The 24,126-nt window shown below is 46.9% G+C and carries 20 protein-coding genes and 1 tRNA gene; 11 read left to right on the forward strand and 10 right to left on the reverse strand.

Annotated elements, in window-relative coordinates:
- Positions 1-495: 495 nt before the first annotated feature.
- Positions 496-1,407 carry an aldo/keto reductase gene (locus AC3WS5_RS01990; protein ID WP_492465518.1) on the reverse strand — a complete coding sequence of 304 codons (912 nt, stop codon included), beginning with the start codon at positions 1,405-1,407 and terminating at the stop codon, positions 496-498.
- A 76-nt stretch (positions 1,408-1,483) separates the two neighbouring features.
- On the opposite strand from AC3WS5_RS01990, the gene AC3WS5_RS01995 reads away from it, so the two are divergent.
- From AC3WS5_RS01995 to AC3WS5_RS02005, 3 genes are all read left to right on the forward strand, one after another.
- A complete protein-coding gene (locus tag AC3WS5_RS01995; RefSeq protein ID WP_492465519.1) occupies positions 1,484-2,509 on the forward strand; it encodes a radical SAM/SPASM domain-containing protein in 1,026 nt (341 codons plus the stop codon).
- 37 nt (positions 2,510-2,546) lie between these two features.
- A complete protein-coding gene (locus tag AC3WS5_RS02000) occupies positions 2,547-3,005 on the forward strand; it encodes a MarR family winged helix-turn-helix transcriptional regulator (RefSeq protein WP_492465520.1) in 459 nt (152 codons plus the stop codon).
- Between the two features lie 115 nt (positions 3,006-3,120).
- On the forward strand, positions 3,121-4,341 hold the full coding sequence (locus tag AC3WS5_RS02005; RefSeq protein WP_492465521.1) for a glycoside hydrolase family 10-like protein: 1,221 nt from the start codon (positions 3,121-3,123) through the stop codon (positions 4,339-4,341).
- Positions 4,342-4,365: 24 nt separating this feature from the next.
- Here AC3WS5_RS02005 and AC3WS5_RS02010 read toward each other — a convergent pair whose 3' ends face one another.
- Together AC3WS5_RS02010 and AC3WS5_RS02015 are read right to left on the reverse strand one after the other, a co-directional pair.
- Positions 4,366-5,355 (reverse strand): aldo/keto reductase, encoded by a 990-nt coding sequence (locus AC3WS5_RS02010; protein ID WP_492465522.1) that lies wholly within the window; start codon positions 5,353-5,355, stop codon positions 4,366-4,368.
- A gap of 193 nt (positions 5,356-5,548) precedes the next feature.
- Complete coding sequence (locus AC3WS5_RS02015) at positions 5,549-7,840, reverse strand: GH92 family glycosyl hydrolase (protein ID WP_492465523.1); 2,292 nt, start codon at positions 7,838-7,840, stop codon at positions 5,549-5,551.
- A gap of 171 nt (positions 7,841-8,011) precedes the next feature.
- Between AC3WS5_RS02015 and AC3WS5_RS02020 the strand changes: the two genes are divergently transcribed.
- Together AC3WS5_RS02020 and fabG are read left to right on the forward strand one after the other, a co-directional pair.
- A complete protein-coding gene (locus AC3WS5_RS02020; RefSeq protein ID WP_492465524.1) occupies positions 8,012-9,535 on the forward strand; it encodes a GH3 auxin-responsive promoter family protein in 1,524 nt (507 codons plus the stop codon).
- An 87-nt stretch (positions 9,536-9,622) separates the two neighbouring features.
- Positions 9,623-10,378: a 3-oxoacyl-[acyl-carrier-protein] reductase gene (gene fabG / locus AC3WS5_RS02025; RefSeq protein ID WP_492465525.1), complete on the forward strand. Its 756-nt coding sequence runs from the start codon at positions 9,623-9,625 to the stop codon at positions 10,376-10,378.
- A 213-nt stretch (positions 10,379-10,591) separates the two neighbouring features.
- On the opposite strand, the gene AC3WS5_RS02030 is transcribed toward fabG, so the two are convergent.
- The 3 genes from AC3WS5_RS02030 to AC3WS5_RS02040 all read right to left on the reverse strand — a co-directional run bounded on the left by AC3WS5_RS02030 (position 10,592) and on the right by AC3WS5_RS02040 (position 14,357).
- On the reverse strand, positions 10,592-12,445 hold the full coding sequence (locus AC3WS5_RS02030; RefSeq protein WP_492465526.1) for a phosphoenolpyruvate carboxykinase (GTP): 1,854 nt from the start codon (positions 12,443-12,445) through the stop codon (positions 10,592-10,594).
- Between the two features lie 196 nt (positions 12,446-12,641).
- Positions 12,642-13,544: a serine hydrolase gene (locus AC3WS5_RS02035; RefSeq protein ID WP_492465527.1), complete on the reverse strand. Its 903-nt coding sequence runs from the start codon at positions 13,542-13,544 to the stop codon at positions 12,642-12,644.
- Positions 13,545-13,787: 243 nt separating this feature from the next.
- Complete coding sequence (locus AC3WS5_RS02040) at positions 13,788-14,357, reverse strand: 2'-5' RNA ligase family protein (protein ID WP_492465528.1); 570 nt, start codon at positions 14,355-14,357, stop codon at positions 13,788-13,790.
- A 350-nt stretch (positions 14,358-14,707) separates the two neighbouring features.
- On the opposite strand from AC3WS5_RS02040, the gene AC3WS5_RS02045 reads away from it, so the two are divergent.
- The 5 genes from AC3WS5_RS02045 (at position 14,708) to AC3WS5_RS02065 (ending at position 19,852) form a co-directional block, all read left to right on the forward strand.
- The gene (locus AC3WS5_RS02045; RefSeq protein ID WP_492465529.1) at positions 14,708-16,486 is read left to right on the forward strand and encodes an L-fucose isomerase; all 1,779 of its coding nucleotides are present in this window, start codon (positions 14,708-14,710) and stop codon (positions 16,484-16,486) included.
- Positions 16,487-16,545: 59 nt separating this feature from the next.
- Positions 16,546-17,994: a rhamnulokinase gene (locus AC3WS5_RS02050; protein WP_492465530.1), complete on the forward strand. Its 1,449-nt coding sequence runs from the start codon at positions 16,546-16,548 to the stop codon at positions 17,992-17,994.
- Positions 17,995-18,084: 90 nt separating this feature from the next.
- Positions 18,085-18,157: transfer RNA gene (locus tag AC3WS5_RS02055), tRNA-Thr, on the forward strand.
- A 294-nt stretch (positions 18,158-18,451) separates the two neighbouring features.
- Complete coding sequence (locus tag AC3WS5_RS02060; protein ID WP_492465531.1) at positions 18,452-18,829, forward strand: hypothetical protein; 378 nt, start codon at positions 18,452-18,454, stop codon at positions 18,827-18,829.
- Between the two features lie 405 nt (positions 18,830-19,234).
- Positions 19,235-19,852: a DUF5715 family protein gene (locus AC3WS5_RS02065; RefSeq protein ID WP_492465532.1), complete on the forward strand. Its 618-nt coding sequence runs from the start codon at positions 19,235-19,237 to the stop codon at positions 19,850-19,852.
- A gap of 87 nt (positions 19,853-19,939) precedes the next feature.
- Here the strand turns inward: AC3WS5_RS02065 and AC3WS5_RS02070 are convergent, their stop codons facing one another.
- Positions 19,940-20,770: an ROK family protein gene (locus tag AC3WS5_RS02070; RefSeq protein WP_492465533.1), complete on the reverse strand. Its 831-nt coding sequence runs from the start codon at positions 20,768-20,770 to the stop codon at positions 19,940-19,942.
- A gap of 400 nt (positions 20,771-21,170) precedes the next feature.
- The gene (locus AC3WS5_RS02075) at positions 21,171-21,767 is read right to left on the reverse strand and encodes a NifU family protein (RefSeq protein WP_492465534.1); all 597 of its coding nucleotides are present in this window, start codon (positions 21,765-21,767) and stop codon (positions 21,171-21,173) included.
- A 93-nt stretch (positions 21,768-21,860) separates the two neighbouring features.
- Between AC3WS5_RS02075 and AC3WS5_RS02080 the strand changes: the two genes are divergently transcribed.
- Positions 21,861-22,235, forward strand: coding sequence for an arsenate reductase family protein (locus AC3WS5_RS02080; RefSeq protein WP_492465535.1), 375 nt, complete (start codon positions 21,861-21,863; stop codon positions 22,233-22,235).
- Positions 22,236-22,305: 70 nt separating this feature from the next.
- Here AC3WS5_RS02080 and AC3WS5_RS02085 read toward each other — a convergent pair whose 3' ends face one another.
- Positions 22,306-23,529, reverse strand: coding sequence for a TCR/Tet family MFS transporter (locus AC3WS5_RS02085; protein ID WP_492465536.1), 1,224 nt, complete (start codon positions 23,527-23,529; stop codon positions 22,306-22,308).
- 25 nt (positions 23,530-23,554) lie between these two features.
- Positions 23,555-24,046, reverse strand: a complete 492-nt coding sequence (locus AC3WS5_RS02090; protein ID WP_492465537.1) for an asparaginase domain-containing protein — start codon at positions 24,044-24,046, stop codon at positions 23,555-23,557.
- Positions 24,047-24,126: the final 80 nt, after the last annotated feature.

A 24,126-nucleotide genomic window follows, 5' to 3' on the forward strand; every position in this document is an offset into this window, starting at 1 on the left:
GCGCCCCTCCCGATTTTCAATCGGGATGCTCTAACCAACTGAGCTAAGGAGGAATATGTCTTCAATTTGTTATCGCTGTCTGAACCAGCGCCCCTCCCGATTTTCAATCGGGATGCTCTAACCAACTGAGCTAAGGAGGAATATGTCTTCAATTTGTTATCGCTGTCTGAACCAGCGCCCCTCCCGATTTTCAATCGGGATGCTCTAACCCTGCCTGCCGTAGGCAGGCAACTGAGCTAAGGAGGAATATGTCTTCAATTTGTTATCGCTGTCTGAACCAGCGCCCCTCCCGATTTTTAATCGGGATGCTCTAACCCTACCTTCGGTAGGTAAACCTGCCTGCCGTAGGCAGGCAACTGAGCTAAGGAGGAATATATTTCCTTTAATCGACCATCCCGTTTCCTCCGGGATTTACCCGCAGGATGGCCTCTCAAAGGGCTGCAAAAATAAGGATAAAATCATTCTCAAACCTGCCACCTTCAAAAAATTTTAATCCTACCGGTGCTCCTGGTAATAATTCACAGGCAGACTTCCTGAAACGAACTCCAATAGCTCCTCATCAACCCTTTCAAGCCCCGCTAATGCCGTCTCCAATTGATCCATCGTGCGGAACCCCACAACCGCAGAACTCACCGCAGGATGAGCCAATACAAACTGAAGTGCTACCCGCCGCCTATCCACAGCCGCAAACCGCTGCGCCAATATCGATTTTATTCCTGCAACCTCCGCTTCGCTAAACCCCAAATATGCCCGCGGAGGCTTATCCACCAGCAAACCCTGGGCCAACGCACCTCTCACCAATACACCATCACCTGCCTCAGACAACAGATCAAGCACAGCTTCCTCAGGACGACGATCCAGCAAGCTGTACTGCAACATAACGGAACCAATCCCCGACCTCTTCAAATACGCACGGATCACATCCGGGCGAATACTGCTGATGCCATAATGCAGAATCTTTCCCTGCTGCTTCAGCATCTCAAATGCTTCAATCGTCTCGTCCAGCGGATCCTGAATAGTACCTCCGTGCAATTGATAAAGGTCGATATAATCAGTCCCCAACCGCTTCAGACTTCCTTCAACCGCCCGGATTATATATTCCTTTCGCGGATTCCAATCCCAACCGCTGCCATCTTCACGCCACTGGTTACCCACCTTGGTCGCCAGGATCACCTTCGCGCGCATTGGCCTTAGCACACGACCTACCAGCTCTTCATTCGCACCACGATCATATAAATCCGCCGTGTCAAAATAATTAATACCGGCACCCACCGCGCTCAGCAGAAGCTCCTTTGCTTCCACGTTAGTAATCCGCCCCAACTGCATGCAGCCAAAGCCGATTTCGGACACCCGCATATCGGTTTTTCCTAGGGTCCTGTAGGTCATGTTTCTTCCCGATCCCGTCATTTTGTACCGTTTTACTTTTATATTTTACTATCAAACAGCAATACCACTTTGCCACAGAAGCCTATCTTTGCGACTCATGCCCCATTTGAATCAACAAGACACCATCAACATGATCTCTAAACTCAGCATCCGCAGGGTTTGGAATGCACTAAAGGTATATACCAGTTTCTATATCAGCAAGTGGACCAAAAGACCCATTCAATGGGGTATGCCCATTTCGATCTCTTTTGAACCCACCACCTCTTGCAACCTCCGATGCCCTGAATGTCCCAGCGGACTGCGCGCTTTTACACGACCCACCGGCATGCTGAAAAAAGATTTTTTCCGTGACACTATCGACCAACTTTACAAAGACCTCTTTTACCTGGTATTCTATTTCCAGGGAGAACCCTTCCTGAATCCAGACTTTCTGGAAATGGTTAAATATGCATCAGACAAAAAACTTTATACCGCCACATCTACAAATGCGCACTACCTGACCGACGAAAAAGCCCGTCAGACAGTGGAAAGCGGGCTATCCAGACTTATCATTTCCATCGACGGCACTACCCAGGAAGTCTACCAGCAATATCGTGTGGGAGGCAACCTGGACAAAGTTCTCGCAGGGGCAAAAAACATCGTGAAATGGAAAAAGACACTAAAAAGCAAAACACCTTTTATTATCTTCCAATTCCTGGTGGTAAAACCAAATGAACATCAGATTGAAGACGTAAAAAGACTGGGAAAAGAAATCGGTGTGGACGATGTCTGGTTTAAGACCGCACAAGTGTACGATTACGCTAACGATCCCAATAAGCTGATCCCCACACTCGACCAGTTCAGCAGATACAAAAAAACAAAACAGGGCACTGAATTCAAAGGAAAGATCACTAACCAATGCTGGCGCCTCTGGCATGATCCTGTGATCACCTGGAATGGCCTGATAGCGCCCTGTTGCTTTGATAAAGACGCTAAATACAGGATGGGCGATCTGAATGAAAAATCATTCAAAGAAATCTGGAAGGACCATAACTACAGGCAGTTCAGAGCACGACTGCTAAAAGGTAGAAAAAACATTGATATTTGTGCCAATTGCAGCGAGGGAACCAAAATTTGGGGCTAACTTTGTATCATCATTCCGTAAATACACATCGTTGGCCATGACTATCGAAGAGGAAATTAAACAAGCCAAATTTAAGAGCGCCTACCATAAACTTGCCATCAACATTATGTACTCCAGCCATTGGCTGGAAACCTATCTGAAAAAAATTTTCAAAAAAGAAGATATCACGCTGCAACAATATAATATTCTGCGTATTCTCAGGGGTAGTCGACCAAATCCCTTGTCCACCCTTCAAATCCGCGAGCGTATGATGGACAGAATGAGCGATACAAGCCGTATTGTAGACCGGATGATCGTGAAAGGAATCGTCAGCAAGACTATCCGGGAGGAAGATAACAGATTGGTAGACGTTCGAATTACCGAGAAAGGACTCAAACTGCTCTCCAAGCTTGACGGAATTGAGGATAATCTTTCCAACTTCCTGGATTCCGTTTCGGAAAACGAAGCCATAAAACTCAGTGACCTGCTGGATAAACTACATTCAGACAAACAATAATTATCTCTAACCGGTACCTGGTTTTCAACGGAAGTATTCCGGAAATTAATCCTTCTATCCATAATTAAGAATTTTTTTAAGTGCTCCTTTTGGGGCAATGGCTATATTTGTCACTATGGTCATTTTACGTCTTGTTGCACCACTATTCAGCATTCTTATTTTGAGCCATTCAGTTTGGGCGCAATCGCCCAAAGAATTCCGTGGCGTATGGATTGCCACAGTAGCCAATATCGATTGGCCACCAGTGAAATCCGGTTCAGACCAGCAGAAAGCCGATTTTATCCGGCAACTGGATTTGCACAAGCGTAACGGAATGAACGCGATCGTGATGCAGATCCGTCCCAGCGGCGACGCTTTCTATCCTTCACCCTATGAACCCTGGAGCCAATGGCTAACAGGCGTACAGGGAAAAGCACCGGTCCCGTTTTACGACCCGCTGGCTTTCATGATCGAGGAAACCCATAAACGCGGCATGGAATTTCATGCGTGGTTAAATCCCTATCGCGCAGAATTCAAAATCGGACAGTCTTCCATTGCTTCAGATAATATGCTGAAAAAACGTCCCGACTGGTTTCTGACCTATGGTTCATCCCGTTATTTCGATCCATCAAATAAAGAAGCTCAGCAATTCGTCATTAATGTCGTGAGGGATATCGTTCGCAGATACGATGTAGACGCCATCCACATGGATGACTATTTTTATCCTTACCCCATTGGCAAATCACCCTTCCCTGATGATAATGCCTGGAGGAAATCGGGCAGCCACCTGCCAAAAGACGACTGGCGGCGTGCCAATGTTGACTCAATGATCAGGAACATCAACATCGCTATAAAACAACTTAAACCCTGGGTGAAGTTTGGAATCAGCCCGTTCTCAGTCTGGCGAAACCTCAAAGATGATACGCAGGGCAGTGACACAAAGGCCGGCATCACCAATTTTGATGACCTCTACGCCGATATCCTGCTTTGGCTGCGCAAGGGCTGGATCGATTACGTAACCCCGCAATTATATCGCGAAATAAATGATCCCCTGATTGCCTATGAAAAAATGGTAGATTGGTGGTCGGCACACAGTTTCGGCAGACATGTTTATATCGGTCATGGCATCTACAGGGCTGCTGAATCAAGTGCGAATTGGAAGAATCCAAGGCAGCTACCTGATCAGATCAAAATTCTCAGAAACACGCCCGGGATCCAGGGGAGCATCTATTTCAGCAGTAAAAGTTTTGACCGGAATCCAAATGGCTGGAACGACTCACTTCGAAATAATTACTATCGCATCCCCGCCCAGGTCCCGGATATGCCCTGGCTTCCCAAAAGACCCGCCTGGAAATAATAACCATGTTTGGCGTTCCTAAACTTATCCCTGCGCTATAATCTGATCCATCAGTGGCAACATCGTGGAGCTCCCCAGATCTTCAATGAATAACCTGTCGTCTTCCTCTAGCGTAAAGATCCCAGTGGTGTTCAGCCTGGCTTGCGCAACCGAACGGATTCCGGGAATGACCGTAGACACCTGCGAGTAACTGAGAATATAACTAAGCGCCAACTCGGCTTTCGTGCAATTGTATTTCCGGCATAACTCCCAAACCTCACGGGTAGCTTCCCTGGCAGCATCTATAATACCTGGCGTGAGCCTTCTCCGCCTGTGATCGCTCAAGGCAAAGGCCGCCCCGCCATCAAACTTACCGGTCAAAAGCCCAAACTGCAGCGGCATCCTGACAATCACGCCGTAACCCTTGTTACTTGCCAGTTCCAAAAGTGGCAAAGCCCTTTGGTTGATAATATTCAATACCAATTGAAAACCGTTCCCTTTTTGATTTTCCAGTAAAAAACGCGCTTCTGGTGCTGGCTCAAAAGTTTGCAGCGAAATACCCCAATACCTGATCTTTCCCTGCTTTTGAAGATCCGTCATGGCCCGGATACAATCGCCCTGCTTCAGATGCTCCAGCCTGGCTGAGTGCAACTGATAATAATCGATCCGATCGCGCCGAAGCCTTGTCAGCGAACGATCACATGCTTCCATCATGTAGGAGTACTCGTAATCAATCGTAAACTTATCATCCCTGGCTACATTCCCAACCTTGGTAGCAATAACAACTTCAGGATCGCTACCAACGGTTTTTCCTATGAGCTCCTCCGAATGACCCAGCCCGTAAATGTCAGCCGTATCAAAAAAATTGATTTCCGCATCCCTGGCGGCACGGATACTTTTCACAGACTCCTCATCATTGGCCGGCCCCCAGCCAATAGCCGTTTCGCCAACCATGGCATCTCCGCCAATCGCCCAGGCGCCAAATCCGATTTCGCTAACCAGGAGATCTGTATTACCAAACTTTCTGTATCTCATATAACGAAGCGTTTAATTTGCCCAATACATGGATGACCTTAAAGTTACTTCATTTTTGACATATTTCAATGCAGACCCGGAAGATTATGATAGCCGTCAATTACGCAGGGCGACGCGTAATACCGAGTCCCGAAAAAGCAGACAGTCACTCAGGTTTTCTGAAGAGCTGGGGTTTGATGGCCAGCGTCCAGACCTATTTCCCCGCAGGCTTGTCGCTCATATAAAATACAAGCTTCCCGCCCTGCACGATCTCCTTATGCGTAATATATAACCTGTCCAGCTTCCTGCCATTCAGCTCCACCTTGGAAACATACACATTCTTCGGGCTGTTACGGACCGCCTCCACGACAAAGGTTTTGCCGCCTTCCAATTTAAGTACCGCTTTCTTTACTGCAGGGCTACCCAACTGGTAATTTTCACTACCTGGTGAAAAAGGATAGAATCCCAACGAGCTAAAGATATACCAGGCGCTCATCTGACCGCAGTCATCATTACCACCCAGACCATCCACAGTAGCCTTATACTGCATTGGCAGGATCATCCGCACGCGTTCCTGGGTCTTCCAGGGCTGCTTTGTAAAATTGTACAGGTAAGGTACATGATGTGAAGGTTCATTACCGTGTACATAGCCGCCTATAATTCCTTCGCGCGTTATGTCTTCGGTTTCGGCAAAAAAAGCATCGGGCAGATGCATGGTAAAGAGCGAATCAAGATGTGCAACGAAGCGGTCACTGCCTCCCATCATCGCGACAAGTGCAGTCGGATTCTGCGGCACATATAAACTGAAATTCCAAGCATTGCCTTCGATAAAGCCCTGCCCGTGCGTGGAAAGCACATCAAAATCTTTCCGGAACTGACCATCGCTCAACCGTGGCCGCATATAACCAATCGAAGGATCAAAAACATGGCGCCAATTTTCAGAACGCTTTGAAAACTCTCTGTAAATATCGCTCCGGCCTATTTTTTTTGCCGCCTGCGCTATCGTCCAATCATCATAAGCATATTCCAGCGTTGTGGAGACCGAATTACCCCTCCTGTCATCCGGCACATAGCCAAGCCGGATATAGTCATCCAAACCATCGTAATACCGCACCCTCGCCGTCTGCACACAAGCATCCAAAGCGCGACCAGCATCAATTCCCCGGATATTACCTTTTACTATGGCATCAGCAATGACCGAAACACTGTGGTACCCGCTCATACACCAGTTTTCATTGGCATAATGACTCCAAACGGGCAGCATGTGGTGAACGCTCTGTTGCTGATGAGCCAGCATACTCCGGATCATGTCCCGGTTACGGGCCGGTTGAATGATGTTAAACCAGGGATGCAGGGCCCTGTGAGTATCCCACAACGAAAAAGTGGTGTAATTCGTAAACCCTTTTGCCTGATGTATATTTTGATCCAGACCTTTATAACTTCCATCCGGATCCATATACACGGTGGGGCTCAAAAAAGTGTGATAAACTGACGTGTAAAAACTAATCTGATCCTCTTTATTCAGCATATCAACCTCCACCTTGTTCAGCTCCTCATTCCATTTCTGCTGTCCCTGTTTTTTTATCTGATTAAAATCCCATCCGGGCGTTTCAGCCCGCAAATTCTCTAGTGCATTCCGGGTGCTCACAGGAGAGAGGGCAAACTTAATCCTGATCTTCTCACCGGCACGGGCATCAAAATCAAAAGCCGCCCGGATCTGTTCACCTGCTATTTCGGGGAAATGATGGAGCTGGTCAAACCGCCGCCAAAACCCTTTGTAAACGCTGGTTTTATTATTCTGAAAATGATAATCTTTAACCGGCTTGGAAAACACCATCGCAAAATAGACCGTCCGCGTCCTGGCCCAACCGTTGGTTTGCCGGTAGCCGGTCACCGTACTATCATTCTCCACTCGCAAAAACGTCCACACATTTTTCTCATCGTAATTGTAAATCCCGTGCATCAGGTCCAGCAGAATATGGGCTTCTTTCGTCTCAGGAAAAGTGTATTGGTGCACACCAACACGGGTGGTCGTTGTCAGTTCAGCGAGAATATCGTAATCCTCAAGTTTCACTTTGTAATAGTTCGGCTCAGCAATTTCTGTCTTGTGGTCAAAACGGCTCCGGTAGCCGCTCCTGGGTACATCGGCCGTTCCGGGATTGAACTGAAGCGGGCCCACCATGGGCATGATCAGGAAATCGCCCAGGTCGCTGTGCCCTGTTCCGCTGAAATGCGTGTGACTGAATCCAACAATGGTGTGGTCATCGTAATTATAACCGGCACAATATTTATACACGTCCGGGTTGTATTTCCCGTTCATGGCGTAGGGAATCGTGTCGGTATCCGGACTCAGTTGCACTGATCCGAAAGGCACAGTAGCCCCTGGAAAGGTATGTCCCATTTTTTGGGTGCCGATGAGGGGATTTACGAAAGGTATCAGGTTCTTTTGCGCATTTGTGACAGTTAGAGATGCTGCAAAAAGAAGCGTGGGACAGATTTGCTTCATGCAAGTTTTTTTGAAAGTTGTGTGTCGCGAAATTAATACAAAATTTCCGGAGACTTCGTTACCGTAACTCAATCTACGCAATCGCCACAAGTAGTGATTTGCTCGCAAACCGTGAAACATTTTTCGTGAAATCCTCCGATCATAACCAGTTTTACTTAAATTGCCGCAAATATGCCTCTCCTAAGTCCGGCCATATCATCTCTTGCAAGAATACGCCAGTGGCGTATTGAAGGTTGGCGTAGCCATCCGGTGGATTCCCAGCGGGAAGTATTCCAGAACCTGATCACTGCAGGACAATACACGGAATTTGGCCGCAAAAACAATTTTAATAATATCTTTTCGATAAGAGATTTCAAGAACAACGTTCCGATACAGCAGTACGAAGACCTGAAACCCTATATCGAGCGGATTATGCAGGGAGAGCAGAACATTCTCTGGAACACCCCCATTTTTTGGTTTGCCAAGAGTAGCGGTACCACAAGTGATAAAAGTAAATTTATTCCCATCAGTGAGGAAAGCCTGGAAGACTGTCATTATAAAGCAGCCAAAGATATACTCACGATGTATTACCAGTTCAACCCGGACAGCACCCTGCTCACAGGGAAAGGGCTGGTACTGGGTGGCAGTCACAATATCAACCCCATGAATAAGACGGCACAATATGGTGATCTTAGCGCCGTTCTGTTGCAAAACAGCCCGTTTTGGGGACATTGGCTGCGAACGCCGGGACTTAGCATTGCCTTGATGGATGAATGGCAATCCAAGATGGAAAAGATGGCACAGCAAACGATCACTGAAAATGTAACTTCAATCAGTGGGGTGCCTACCTGGACGCTCATACTATTCAAACGTATCCTGGAGATCACCGGGAAAAAAACCATTGGCGAGATTTGGCCCTCACTTGAACTTTATATGCATGGCGGCGTGTCTTTCACGCCTTACCGTGAGCAATTCAGTCAGATAATTGGAAAGCCGATTCATTACCTGGAGACTTACAACGCCAGTGAAGGCTTCTTCGCAGCGCAGGAAGTACCAGGGGATGATGGCATGTTGCTTTTCACGGATCATGGAATTTTTATGGAATTCATGCCGTTGAGTGAAAAAGATAAAGAGAATCCGGAAACACTGAGCCTGCAGGAAGTTGACCTGAATACCCAATATGCGCTCGTAATCAGCACCAACGGCGGGTTATGGCGGTATCTGCTGGGAGATACGATCCGATTTGTTTCGAAAGATCCCTATAAAGTAGTCGTTACAGGCAGGATCAAACATTTCATTAATGCTTTTGGAGAAGAGGTCATCGTAGATAACAGCGATCGGGCCATCAGCCTCGCGTGCAAAAAGACCGGCGCTATAGTGAACGATTATACTGCCGCACCTATCTATTTCTCCGGAGAGCTTAACGGCACTCACGAGTGGTTGATCGAGTTTGAAAAAGAACCCGGGAACCTCGACCAATTTACCCTGGAAATGGATAGGGCATTACAATCTGTCAATAGCGATTATGAAGCGAAGCGTCACAGGGACCTTGCCCTGCGTATGCCTGTCGTGCATGCAATGCCTAAAGGTACTTTTACCAACTGGCTGCAATATAACGGTAAACTGGGCGGCCAGAATAAAGTCCCGCGTTTAAGCAATGAAAGGACTTACGTGAATGCGATCCTTGAAATGTATCAGCAAAAAGCTGCCCTGTGAAATTTCTGCCACCCATACATACTAAATGAATTTGGACTAATATTGCAGCAGGGACAATAACCCGCCATTTTTCTAAAACTTAAACGAATGAAACTGTTGGAGAATAAGGTTGCCATTGTTACGGGAGCCGCAAGAGGTATCGGCGAGGCTATCGCTATTAAGTTCGCAGAGCATGGTGCTCACGTGGCCTTTACTTACGTAAGCGACAGCAGCGGGGAAAAAGCTAAGGCACTTGAAGAAAAACTGAGAGCGCTTGGCGTCAAAGCCAGGGCTTTTAAAAGCAATGCGGGAGATTATGCCCAAAGCGAAATTTTCGTAAACGAAGTATTAAAGGAATTTGGAACGATAGACATCTGTGTCAATAACGCTGGCATTTCCCGGGATAATTTATTACTGCGACTTACGCCCGAACTGTTTGATGAGGTGATGCACACGAATATGAACAGCGTATTCAACCTGACCAAATTAGTTATCCGCCCGATGATGAAAGCTAAGAGCGGGAGTATCATCAACATGAGCTCTGTCATAGGCGTCATGGGCAACGCCGGCCAGTCGAGCTATGCCGCCAGTAAAGCCGCTATTATTGGATTCACAAAATCGATCGCCAAAGAACTCGGCAGCCGCAATATTCGCTGCAACGCCATAGCACCCGGATTTGTGGAGACCGATATGACCCATTACCTGAAGGAAGGCGATGCTTCTGCAAAATACCTGGCTGATATACCTCTTGGCCGCTTTGCCAAAGGAGAAGATATCGCCAATGTCGCCTTATTCCTTGCGTCGGATATGGGATCTTACCTGACTGGCCAGGTCATCAGTGCCTGCGGGGGTCTGAACATCTGACGCTCACATTCATTTAGACTTATTCTTGAGCCCTGCTTTGGGCTCTTGCAGATTGATCAATCCGTATTTCAGAAAAAGTACGGGATATTAATCTATTGCGCGACGGGAACCCCCTAAAAACACACAGGACCCAGATGAGAACATCCGGACCCTGTAGTATTGCTAAATCAACAAAACAAAAAGGCAAACAATTATTTACAAAAAATCAAAGGTTCATGCAGTTTCGGGTTGGAGACTCCATTTTTCAGGGGATCTCCAAATTGCCGACAGGAGCAGTTCACGCATGTAGAAAAACTCTTTAGGCAGTTTATCATACATGGTTTCAAACAATTCCTCGTGACCAAACAACTCCTTTTTCATCGGCTCTCTTTCCACAGTCATGATGCTGGCGAATTCACTCTCGCTGAATTCCAGCCCCTCCCAGTTCAGGTCTTTATACCTGGGCATCCATCCCATTGGGCTTTCAACAGCGCCAGCGCCACCATGCACACGATCAACAATCCACTGTAACACGCGAATATTTTGTCCGAATCCCGGCCAGATAAAGTTTCCGTCCTTATCTTTCCTGAACCAGTTTACACCGAAAATACGGGGTGCATTGGGCAGGTCGCGACCGAAATCTAACCAATGATTAACATAATCTCCCATATGATATCCCATGAAAGGCAGCATTGCAAACGGGTCGCGACGCACTTTTCCTATTTCCCCAAATGCGGCAGCAGTCATCTCACTACCCATTGTGCTGGCCAGGTATACGCCGAAATTCCAGTTGAAAGATTGATATACCAGGGGCACACCAGTACTGCGGCGGCCGCCAAAAATGAAGGCTTCAATATGTACACCTTCGGGATTTTCCCATTCAGGATCAATCGCAGGGTTTTGATAAGCCGGGGCCGTAAACCTGGAGTTAGGATGTGCGGCTGGTTTTCCACTTGCCGGGTCGTAAGCATTACCGTGCCAGTCGGTCAGTTTAGCCGGGACCTCCTTAGACAATCCTTCCCACCAAACATCGCCATCATCGGTGATTGCCACGTTAGTGAAAATAGTATTGGCACTGATTGAAGCCATCGCATTCGGGTTCGTCTTTTCGTTCGTCCCCGGTGCAACGCCAAAATATCCAGCTTCAGGATTTATGGCATATAAGGCGCCATCTTGTCCTTTATGTATCCATGCGATGTCATCCCCTACCGTCGTAACCTTCCAGCCTTTAAATTCTTTCGGAGGAATAAGCATAGCAAAATTCGTTTTTCCGCAGGCGCTCGGGAAGGCCGCGGCAACATAAGTCTTTTCTTTCTTCGGATTTTCAACCGCCATCAGCAGCATGTGCTCGGCCAGCCATCCTTCTTCACGTCCCATCACGGATGCAATACGAAGCGCAAAACATTTTTTACCCAGAAGTGCGTTTCCACCGTAACCGCTTCCATAAGAAATGATCAGCCTTTCCTCAGGAAAATGTGAAATATATTTTACCGTTGGATTACACGGCCATGTCACGTCTTCCTGGCCTTCGGCTAACGGTGCTCCCAACGTATGCAAACATTTTACATAACCCTTTTCATAAATATAAGGGAGAATGTTCGCGCCCATCCTTGTCATAATACGCATATTCACCACCACGTATTCAGAATCGGTGATCTCCACGCCATAACGTGACAGTGGAGAACCCACGGGGCCCATACAAAATGGGATCACATACATGGTACGACCCTTCATGGCCCCATCAAGTAATCCATTGAAGATTTTCTTCATATCATCAGGTGCCATCCAGTTGTTGGTAGGTCCGGCATCTTCCTTACGGCGGCTGCAAATGAAGGTCTTGTCTTCAACACGTGCCACATCGCTCGGATCGCTAAAACATGCGTAACTGTTGGGCCTCTTTTCGGGATTTAATTTGATAAATGTTCCTTTGTCAACCAGTAGCTGGCACAACGCATTGTATTCTTCTTCAGAACCGTCGCACCATTTCACTTCCTTGGGCTGCAAAAAACGTTCAATATCGCTAACCCAGGTTTCCAATTCAGTTTTTACATCAGTTGCCTCTTTGTACACTTTGTCTTGTCTTAGCATAAATTTTGTTTAAAGTCTGTGCTTAAAATTTGAATTTTGTTTTGTTGCGCCTTTTTTCTCTCGATTGAGAACACAAAGGTATTTAAATTTCCACAGGCTGCATTTGTTTTGCGTCATAGTCTGACATGAGTTTTATCATGCCATTTCGATGTGCAACCGATTGTTCTGGTCGGTTGGGCCCGGGAACAGCAATTGCTTACGGGCGCGGGCTTTCCCAGCGGTCATCAGGCTCAAAATATTTCCAAAGCATGGTCGAAATTTTCCGGGTAAGGGTCCATGCCTGGTTATCATGTATCCACCGCTTGTCTTTATTATTTTTGGTGAAAATGCTCAGTATATATGGATTGTGAGGTGCATTAACCAACAACACTTCGTTCCGGCTCGCATCAACCGCGCCGTTCTTGCTGAAAACACTGATATACGGGGGTATTCGCGACAACGCAGCATCTTCATCCCAAAAGTTCCTGCTCAATGCCCGCATCATCCGATCGCAATCATAAGGTGAAAAGATCTTTTCCCGATAAATGTCTTCAAAAATGGATGCTATTTCCCGAGGGGTGGTCTGTCCCCATCCAAACTGTGCCCGGTTGGCTTCCCGGCCAGGCGTCCTTGAATTGACCCGGGTGAAGCGGTATCCCAGGCTGTCCAGAATAGTATTGATCCGGGTGCCTGTTCCCGCCAGGGACTGCAGCCATAGGCTGGCGGTATTGTCGCTGGTGGTCAGCATTAGCATGATCAGCTTTTTTAGCCTGATTCGTCCACCGTCTTTAAACTCGCCCAGGATATCTTCCCCGGGGTACAACAAAGAATCGGCATACCGGTACGTGAACGTGGAGTCGTAAGTCATGACACCCTGCCGGACTTTGTCAGTAATTCCTAATAAAATCGGCACTTTTACGATACTGGCAGTCGGAAAAACAGAGTCTGCGTTTATTGCCGCAACTTTCCCGTTCTTCAGATTTTTCACAAAAATGCCTATCTCGCCATCGAAACCCTGAACCGTTTCCGCCAGTCTTTTTTCCAGCTTTTTGTCGATGGGCTGCGCAAACAGGCCCACAGAAAGCAGCAAACATAATATTACAGGGATTGGTTTATTCATCCGTATATTTTTTATTTTACCGCCTTTGGCGGTTAATGAGCTTGCCGGATGGAACTTCGCAGTCAGACTCCCCTCCGTGAGAGTAAGTTTCCGTGCTTCGTTTCATATCGAAAATAGTAAGTATTAAAAATACGGCATTTTTCGCCATATTCCGCTTCGCTATTTAAAAAATAATACGTCATTCCCGACCGGAAAGCAAAATGTAGATACCAGGCAAACGACATAAAAAATCAGAGAAATAATTTAAGTTCCCTGTGTCAGGGCCGTCTGAGTCAGAACCTGCCATTTCTCACCTTCGTGACGAAGGAGGGTTACCTGGTTTACTGTAAAAAGAGCTCCATATCGCTTAGACCCATACTCCTCCCAGGCAGCTCTGAACATCGAGGGTTTTAAATCCCGGTAGGCAATGGTAATATGGGGATGAAAAGCCAATTCGTATTCACTTGGTGACAAAGAAGGGAATGCTTCTTTGATTCGGAACAAAATATGCTTCTGAACAGCTATCAATGAGGGGTTCAAAACGGGTTGTACGAAGATCACCGGTTTCCTGACACGGGGAAAGAATCCGAAATCTCTCAGTTCCTGTTCGAACGCAGGCACGGGAAAATCCAATCGCAGAAACCAGTCCAGCAACTCGGGCTGTTTCCCTGAAGGCAGATGAAAGGGCGCTTTCAGCGTGATATGAGGCTGTATCCTCAGGGCGGAACGGCTGTTAAACCGATCCGCAAAATCATGTTTGAACCCGTCGAGTTCATCGGATACATCTCCCGGCGGGAGAATCGCAATAAAATACATGGACTGTTTTCCGGTCATCTTATTTTGTTGAACAAGATCAGGTTTTCAAATCTGATTACTTTACGCTGCAAAGTGACTGGTTTTTGGGGAATCTGGTCAATAAACCTGTACATTTGTATCCTGCTGACCGGCAGCATTTGCTTCGTCGCGACAGCCGATTGTCCAGTTAAATAATCCGGTATCAGACTGACTGATTCCTTTGCCCGATATCTGATCAAGCTGCCGATTCTTTTAGTAGTGGACAGGGGTTTTTTTTGAAACAGACGCAAACATTGAAATGTCCCATCAGCCCGGTCAAATGGTATCCGGCGAGTGATATTTTATTGAAACGATTCTCCAGATCATTAAAACTAAAAATAAAGTGTTAGATGGAAACAAATTTTAAATGGCCACACCCTGCAATCGGTATCCGGCCGGTAATTGATGGGAGACAACTGGGCGTCAGGGAATCCCTGGAGGACCAAACGATGAATATGGCAAAATCTCTTGCCAGCCTGTTGACAGAGAATCTGAAATATGCCGATGGGCAACCGGTGCGTTGTGTAATTGCCGACACCACTATAGGCCGGGTTGCGGAAGCTGCCGCCTGTGCTGAAAAATTTCAGAAGGAAGGCGTTGGTGTGGTGATCACGGTAACTCCTTGCTGGTGCTATGGCAGTGAGACGATTGATATGAATCCTTACATGCCCAAAGCAATTTGGGGTTTCAACGGAACCGAACGCCCGGGCGCTGTTTACCTGGCTGCTGCCCTGGCCGGCCACACGCAAAAGGGGCTGCCTGCTTTCGGCATCTATGGCAAAGACGTTATGGAATCTTCAGACACGTCCATTCCTGAGGATGTAAAAGAAAAACTTTTGCGATTTGCAAAAGCGGGTATTGCGGTAGCCACGCTGAAGGGCAAGTCCTACCTGTCTATTGGCTCCGTATCCATGGGAATCGCCGGATCCATCGTGAATGAGGCATTTTTCCAGGAGTACCTGGGCATGCGCAATGAATACGTGGACATGTCCGAGCTGATCAGAAGGATGCAGGAAGGAATTTATGACCAGGATGAATTTGAAAAAGCAATCACCTGGACACCCGTGAATTGCCACGAAGGTGAGGATTTTAATGAGCCTGACAGGCAGAAGACCAGAGAAGAAAAAGATCAGGACTGGGAAACGGTTGTTAAAATGACACTCATCATCAGGGACCTGATGACAGGAAACCAGGCACTGAAAGAAGCCGGATTCAAAGAAGAAGCGTTGGGCCACAACGCCATTGCCTCGGGGTTCCAGGGTCAACGCCAATGGACGGATTTTATGCCTAACGGCGATTTTTCGGAAGCCATTTTGAATTCATCTTTCGACTGGAACGGTATCCGCAAAGCATTCATCGTAGCTACCGAAAACGATTCACTGAACGCAGTTGCCATGCTTTTCGGTCACCTGCTTACCAACACGCCACAGGTTTTCGCAGATGTGAGGACCTACTGGAGCCCGGAAGCTGTAAAGCGGGTTACAGGAGTCGAAATGACTGGAAGAGCAGCGGGAGGATTTCTTCATTTATTGAACTCAGGCTCTGCCAGCCTGGATGGTACCGGCTACCAAAACAAGGACGGTAAGCCAGCTATGAAGCCCTACTGGGAAATTGATCAGCATGAAGTGGATGCCTGCCTGGCAGCAACGACATGGTATCCCGGAAACAGAGGCTATTTCCGCGGCAGCGGATACTCGTCCTGCTTCCTGTCTAAAGGAAATATGCCTGTGACTATTCTCCGGGTAAACCTGGTCAAAGGCCAGGGACCCGTTCTTCAAATTGCAGAAGGCTGGACGATTGATATACCGGCGGACGTACACAACACGCTGAATGAAAGAACAGACAAAACCTGGCCTACCACCTGGTTTGTACCACGCCTCACTGGTGAGGGAGCATTCAAAGATGTTTATTCCGTCATGAACAATTGGGGGGCCAACCACTGTTCTTTCAGCTACGGGCATATCGGTGCCGATCTCATAACCCTGGCCTCCATGTTGAGGATCCCGGTTTGCATGCACAATGTTGAAAGAGATGGCATTTTCAGACCCAGCGCCTGGAATTCTTTCGGTATGGATGCTGAAGGATCGGATTACAGGGCCTGCAACGTTTACGGACCTTTGTATAAATAATTCTTTCACCCGGACGCCCCGCGGAATGACCGGGGCGTCCTTTTTTTGATGCTGAATTTATGCGATATGTAGCTGCGGATTTTGGGGCGGGTAGCGGAAGAATAATGGCCGGCAACCTTCGGGATGGCATTCTTGAGCTGGAAGAGATCCATCGTTTTAACAACAGGCAGATCCGGGCGGGAAGAAGTCTTTATTGGGATTTTCTGGCGCTTCTGCAGGAACTTAAAACGGGCATTACAATCGCTGCTAAACAATATCAGGATATTGCCGGAATCGGCATTGACACCTGGGGAGTGGATTTTGGATTGATTGATAAAAAGGGAAACCTGGTGGGGAACCCTTATTGCTACCGGGATGAACGCACTCATGGCATACTTGAAAAAGCATACGGAAAAATTCCGAAAGACGAAATTTACCGTCAGTGCGGAATTCAGTCGATGGAAATCAATACTGCCTTCCAATTGCTGAGTATGCAGTTGAAAGATCATCCGCATTTGCAGATTGCTCACCGGCTACTCTTCATGCCCGATCTCTTCAACTATTTCCTGACAGGCAGCATGAAAAATGAATACACCATCGCTTCAACCTCTTCATTGCTGGATGCTTCAGGCAAAATGTGGTCGGACAAGGTTATTGGAGCTCTCGGATTGCCAGGCGAATTGTTTTGCGAAATTGTGCATCCCGGTGAAAAAGTAGGCACACTTAGCAAAGAAGTCTGCGAAGAGTTACAATGTTATCCGGTTGATGTGTTTGCCGTTGGTTCGCATGATACCGCGAGTGCCGCTGCAATCACATCCGGAGGAAAACATACTACGGCCTTTCTGAGCTCAGGGACCTGGTCGTTGTTCGGCGTGCACCTTGACAAGCCGGTCCTGGATGTAAACGCTATGTCTTCTAATATCACTAATGAGGGCGGCATTGGGAACAAGATCACCTTTCTGAAAAATATCACGGGGCTTTGGATGTTGCAATGTGCCCTCAGGGAATGGGGGACAGGAAACGAACCTGTGGAGTATAGCGATCTCCTGACTGAAGCTGCGGCAGCACCTCCGTTCTCGGTGCTCGTCAACCCTGACCACCGGGGTTTTGGCAATCCCCCCAACATGTGCAATGCGATTTCGGAATATTGCCGGCAAACGGGGCAGGAGCCACCTGAATCCAGGGGGCAGTTTGCAAGGGCGATCATGGAGTCTCTTGCGCTAAAATATCGCGAAGCGGTCAAACAAATCGAAGCAAGCACGGGCACCCCTATCGAACAGATCCACATTGTGGGAGGTGGTTCTCAAAACGAAATGCTGAACCAGTTTACCAGCGATGCAACCGGATTGCCTGTAATTGCGGGCCCTGTTGAAGCCACAGCGATCGGCAATATCGTGGTTCAGGCAATGGCTACGGGGGAAATCCCGGACATGGATACGGCGAGAGATATCGTTTGGCGTTCTTTCCACGTAAAGTCTTACCAGCCCGGCAATAGCGGGGAATGGGCTGATAAAATACTACCCGACTGATTAAACCGTCAACCAAACGGTAAAACGGCGTGCGCTCAGACAATTCGGGATTTTTTCAGGGTTTCTTTGTACTTTGCGACGATTTTTTAAGCCAACTTAGCTCAGCTGGTAGAGCATTTCATTCGTAATGAAAGGGTCGTCGGTTCGAATCCGATAGTTGGCTCAAAACCGCCTTTTTGGGCGGTTTTTTTAATACCATGAAACCGTTGTCCTACCCGTGGTTCGAGTAAAGCTTATCTTTTCATTTCCTTTGATTTATATTGGCGGTTTAATGTGGCCAAGGCTCGATATATCATTCCACGCAACCGCGCGGCACCTGTTCCGCAAATCTGTTTCGGGCGGGATGGGTTGAAGTTGGTAGGGATCGATAAAACTAAAAAGTGGCAAAAAAGGCTATTAAAGGTCAATTAATGCTACTTTTGAAACAACATCTTTAAAAATCGTTTGTTCTAATATCATGGGTAACTTACTAATGGAGGGACATTTTCCACAACATGGCGTGGGAGTAAAACTTTCACTTTTTACATTCATCGATGAAAATCTAAATGTAGTTTATTCCCCGGCGCTCGATCTATATGGCTACGGAAATGACGAATTAGAAGCCCGGCACAGCTTTGAAATTACTTTAGCAGAATATGTAAAATATACAAGCAACAAAAAAACGCTGGAAAAAGATTTAAAAAGGTATGGATGGGAAGTGGACAGACGACATAAAAAATTAAGCAGCCCCGACTTTTCAACCCTTTTGCAAACAAACGACACCTTTCGGGAAATGGTTGACAATCGCCCCTTCAAAAAATATGATTTGAATGTACAAATTCCTGCATTCGGTTAATGAGTACCCGAAAACTAAGTAATATATCGCTTGCGGAATACCGGCAATTTTTATCTAATGCAGGATGCAAATATATCCGTACCAATTCAGGACACGAGATTTGGACAAAAACGGAACTGACACGCCCTATCACATTTCAAACACATATTGACCCGGTCCCCGAATTTATTATTAAAAACGCATTACGCGCGTTGCAAATTTCAAAAACTGATTTTTGGAAAATACTGTTACATGACGGCAAAAAGTAGCACTGCTAACTTTTTTATTTTCCCTTTAGTTCTGCCGGGTAAACAAAAAAGCTGACCATACTATATTGAGAAATTTTTATCACCGGTCGGGCAACCTTATTACAATTTAACGTATCTTTATAGATTAGTATTGCAACATCGGCATAACAGAACGGCTATGAAATTCAGACAACGGCTATTATGGGTGGGTGTAATTACCGGATTTGTTGCCCTCCTCACGCTTATTCCTATTCACCAGGCTATCGGGAGTGTAGGCAACAGGCACAGAGTATCCAGTCGCTATCCTCCTTATAAATCACATATACATACCGCAAGGGGATATGGTATTCGTCCCATCAAAAACACCGCAGCACTTAAAGGTTATGTCAAAAGCAAGAAATTAAGAACCGCGACCTGCACCAAGGGCTGCACCATCAAAAAACTTTCTTATAGTCGGCCATACCTGGTGCCCAAAGCCAATAAGGTACTGCATGAAGTATCATCGGCGTTTTATAAAAAGACAGGAAGCAGGTTTACCGTTACGTCGATGACGCGCACACTCAGCGATCAGCAGAGGCTTTCCAGGGTTAATCACAACGCGCGACGTAGCATCAGTTCACACAATTACGGGTGCTCATTTGATATTTCTTACGTACGGTTCAACGGCAGAAAAGGCAGTAACCCCAGGCTTGAGCGGGAATTACAAAACATTTTGGCCAGCTACCAGCGCAGGGGCGAACTGTATTATATCCGGGAGCGTCACCAAAGCTGCTTTCATGTGACCGTCAGAAGTTAACAAGCTCACCAGATAGTGATCTTTTCAGTTTGGCGAGAACACCGGAATTGATCCCGCTTGAGTTTCGGCCTCGACGTTTTCCTTTACTCAATCCGTCATCAGCGCAGCCGCCCCCAGGATAGCGATATTATCAATTGTGCCGGGAACAATTTTCACTTTTTTCAGGATCTCCGGATAATAAAAACTCTCCAGTTCCTTTTTCATAGTCGCCTCAAAAAATGCATAGGCTTTTGTGAGGGAGCCACCCAGGATGATGATCGGCGGGTCATAAGCATACAATACCGCCTTCAGCAGGTTACCGAGATGAGTGCCGAAAGTCTCCCACAAGCCGATGGCGCGGGGATCCCCTTTCTGCGCCAGTTCATGCTGCAGCACTGCTGTTGTCTGATGCCCGGTAGAGAAAAATAATGAGCTTGTATAATGTTCGTAATCGCTGTCGAGATACGGCATACACCCAATTTCACCTGCGCCGCAATTAACACCAGCGAAAAGCCGGTTATTCACAATGATCCCCGATCCCGTACCAGTGCCCATTGCGATGGCCACCAATGAAGAATAGCCTTTCCCGCTTCCGTATTTATGTTCGCCCATTGCGAAACAGTTTACATCGTTATTCACACGGACCGGGAGCTTGAATGTTTTCTCAAGGATGGATTTCAGTTCCACTTTCTTCCAGGACGGTATATGCACCACATTATATACGATGCCTTTTTCGATATCCACCACCGAGGGCACCCCGATCCCAATACCTTTTACGCCTGGCTGAACCAGTGGGGATATGATGGATGTTAATTGTGCAAGCGTCTTTTCCAGGGAATCCTTATCATTCAGTCCAACCTGATTGATCATCTGAACAGCTCCGTGCTGCACCAGTCCCGCGCGAATATTTGTTGCTCCTAAATCTACACCAATCGTCATAGTCAGTTTTATTTTTAACCAGTAATTAAATCATCTTTTGCAAGCTGCTTCTCTGGTTGCTCTCATCGATATTACTCTGTTGCTGTATCATATATTAACCGTCCTTCCCGTAGAGCGACCGCAACAAATCTACGCCTTTTATAACAGGCAGGTAAACTTTCGCCATCTCCTATTCCGTCAAACTCGTTTCCATCATTTCTTGTGATCGTATTGACAGCGCAGTTTGATTTTCAGCATGGAGAATCCTGGCGCGTGAAACCTGTCATATCAACTGATTTAAGTACCTGCAACAATACCGGGCCACAGACGCAGGATTGATTCAACAAAAACGCCACCCCGCTAAAGGTGACGCTTTCTTTTACAGTAATACTATCTTATCAGGTCCTCGTAGAGGACGCTATTAATCAGCCATAGCCACAACTTCTCTCACCTCAGGGATCATTCTTTTCATCATCCCCTCAATACCCGCTTTCAGCGTGATCATGGAAGACGGGCAGCCGCTACAACTTCCCTGCATCGTCAGGTTTACCACGCCGCTGCTATAGCTGCGAAACTGAATGGCACCGCCATCCATTTCCACGGCGGGTTTCACATAATTTTCCAGCAGTTCCTTGATTCGCTTCACCACATCGTCGTCATCGGCCAGGATTTCATTACCCGGTTCTTTCTCTACAACAACTACTTCCTCTTCATTTACAACTGGCTTGCCTTCCTCTAGATAATCTTTCAAAAACTGACGGATTGAAGGCGTTACATCCAACCACTCTGCCTCAACAGTCTTGGTAAGCGTGACAAAATTGCTGGCAATAAATACTGCCTTTATAAAGGGGAACCCGAACAGTTCAGTAGCCAGCGGCGACGGCTTAGCGCTATCGGCATCAGGGAAATCGATGCTCTTACCGGGATACAGAAGTTTATTCGCAACAAACTTCATCGTCTCGGGATTTGGAGTCATCTCGGTATAGATACTAACAACTGGATTTCCGGTTTTAATCATATTTTTACGGTTTTATCTTCGAACACAAATTTAACAACAATTAGCCACAAAGGTTGGTTTAAATATCCGGATTTCAAACCTCCGCAGATCAGCATGAAAAAGGTGTATTATTTGAAAACCTGCGATACCTGTCGCAGGATTATGCGGGAAAATAATTTGGATGCTGAACATGGCTTTGAGTCTCAGGATATTAAGACTGAAAAGATCAGTCCCAAACAACTTGACACGCTTAAGAAAATTACAGGCAGTTTTGAGGCGATTTTCAGCAAAAAATCAAAAAAATATAGTGAGCTTGGCCTGAAAGACCGGAATTTATCAGAAAATGACTACCGGGACCTGATCCTGGAAGAATACACTTTTTTAAAACGCCCGGTCATTTTATTGGGCGATCAGGTTTTTTCCGGCAGCGACAAAAAAACGATGGATGCCTTAAAATCAGCTATTACCAAGCAGAACAACATAAAATAGCTCAAATTTCTCTCAGAATCACCGACTGCTCAGTTTAGCGAACTCGCTTATTGTATCTGCACGATATCAGTCATCTTGAAAGTACCGGATCCCTCCTCAGTGCTAAAAAAGAGATAAATGTACTTATAAACATTAGGATAGCCCCTAACAGGAAAGGTGCCCCGGGGAAATGCACCGGCGCATCCGGATGCGTGGAAACAGCGAAAAGTTTCGTCATAACTAAGGGACCAATGATTGCTGTAAGACTCATCAGGCTGGTGAGCCCACCCTGGAGCTGACCCTGTTCGTTTTGAGCAACATGACTGGTAATGATAGACTGTAACGCCGGGCCTGCAATGCCGCCGAGACAATAGGGTACCAGGAAAGCATACATCATCCATCCACTGGTCGCGAAGGCGAACAGTACAAGTCCGATCGTATATAACAGCAGTCCCAGGTATGCACTTTTTTCGTTGCCCAGCCTGCGGTTCACGACTCTGGTCAAGCCACCCTGAACACTACCTACTAATAATCCCATCAGCGCCAGCGAGAGTCCGACCTGTTTTTCAGTCCAGCTAAACTTGGACATCGTGTAATAGTTCCAGATTGAATATACGGATTGGGAGGCCAGGTAAATAAAGAAAAAGGACACGATAAGACCGGTAATTGCCGGATATTTTTTAAAATGCATGAGTGCACCTATCGGATTAGCTTTCTTCCACTCAAAAGCCCGTCGATTCTCGGGTTTCAGCGATTCAGGAAGCACAAAATAACCATACAGAAAATTCAGCAGGCAAAAACCCGCTGCCGCCCAAAAGGGCGCCCGGATACCCCAGACCGAAAGGAGCCCTCCCAGAGCCGGACCAACGATAAATCCCAGCCCAAAAGCCGCCCCAATCAATCCAAAATTCCTGGCCCTGTTCTCGCGGGTGCTGATGTCTGAGATATAAGCTGTGGATGCGGTGAAACTGGCACCGGTAACGCCGGCTAATAACCGCCCGATCAGCAGCCAGGAGTAATTGGGTGCAATAGCCAGGATGGTGTAGTCAATCGCAAAACCTACGAGTGAAGTCAAGATAACCTTCTTTCTCCCAAACCTGTCGCTCAGGTTGCCAATCAATGGCGAAAAAAGAAATTGCATAGCCGCATAGGCAAACATCAGATAACCTCCCCATTCACTGGCTTCTTCAATAGAGATGTGTTTGACCTCGGAGATCAGGGCGGGCATTACCGGTATGATTAAACCGAGCCCGATCACGTCAATGGTCATGGTGACGAAAATAAAACCTATCGCGGCGTTTTTAGAGTTCTTCATAGTAGTGGGGCCTGCAAAAATAGGGCTATTGTTTCAGAGTCTCGAAAACGCCGGTCTCCCGGTTCTTACGTACATTATCCGAGTTGAAGCAGCGTCCGTTCATGACCACATAAACACCAACAGGCAGGGACTGTACAAAAGCCAGAGCGCTCCCCAGGTTGAACAAACCATCTGAGCTACCGAATTTAATTGGTATCATGGCCCCTGTAAGCACGATTACCTTACCTGGCACCCTTTCAGCGAGCAATCTGGCCGTCTCGGCCATGGTGTCTGTACCGTGGGTGATAACAATATGGTCTTCGTCGGCCTGGTTGCATTGATGGGCAATCAACGCCCGGTCCTCGTCCGTCATCTCCAGGCTATCTACCATCATCAGCGTTCTCATTTCCACGGGTACGGTATTCCGCCCCATTTCCAGCAACTGAGTCAGATGCGTGTCTTTGAAATACAGTTCGCCATTCAGCATATTATATTCCTTGTCAAATGTGCCACCCGTGATGAATATTCTGATTGTCATAAGTACAAATCTATTTGTTATTTTCACGCTGTTGCAAGCCCGGGCCCTTTAATTTTCAACAAAAAAACGCCGGGACTCAT

This window comes from Niabella sp. CPT15-335-S11, assembly GCF_058792415.1.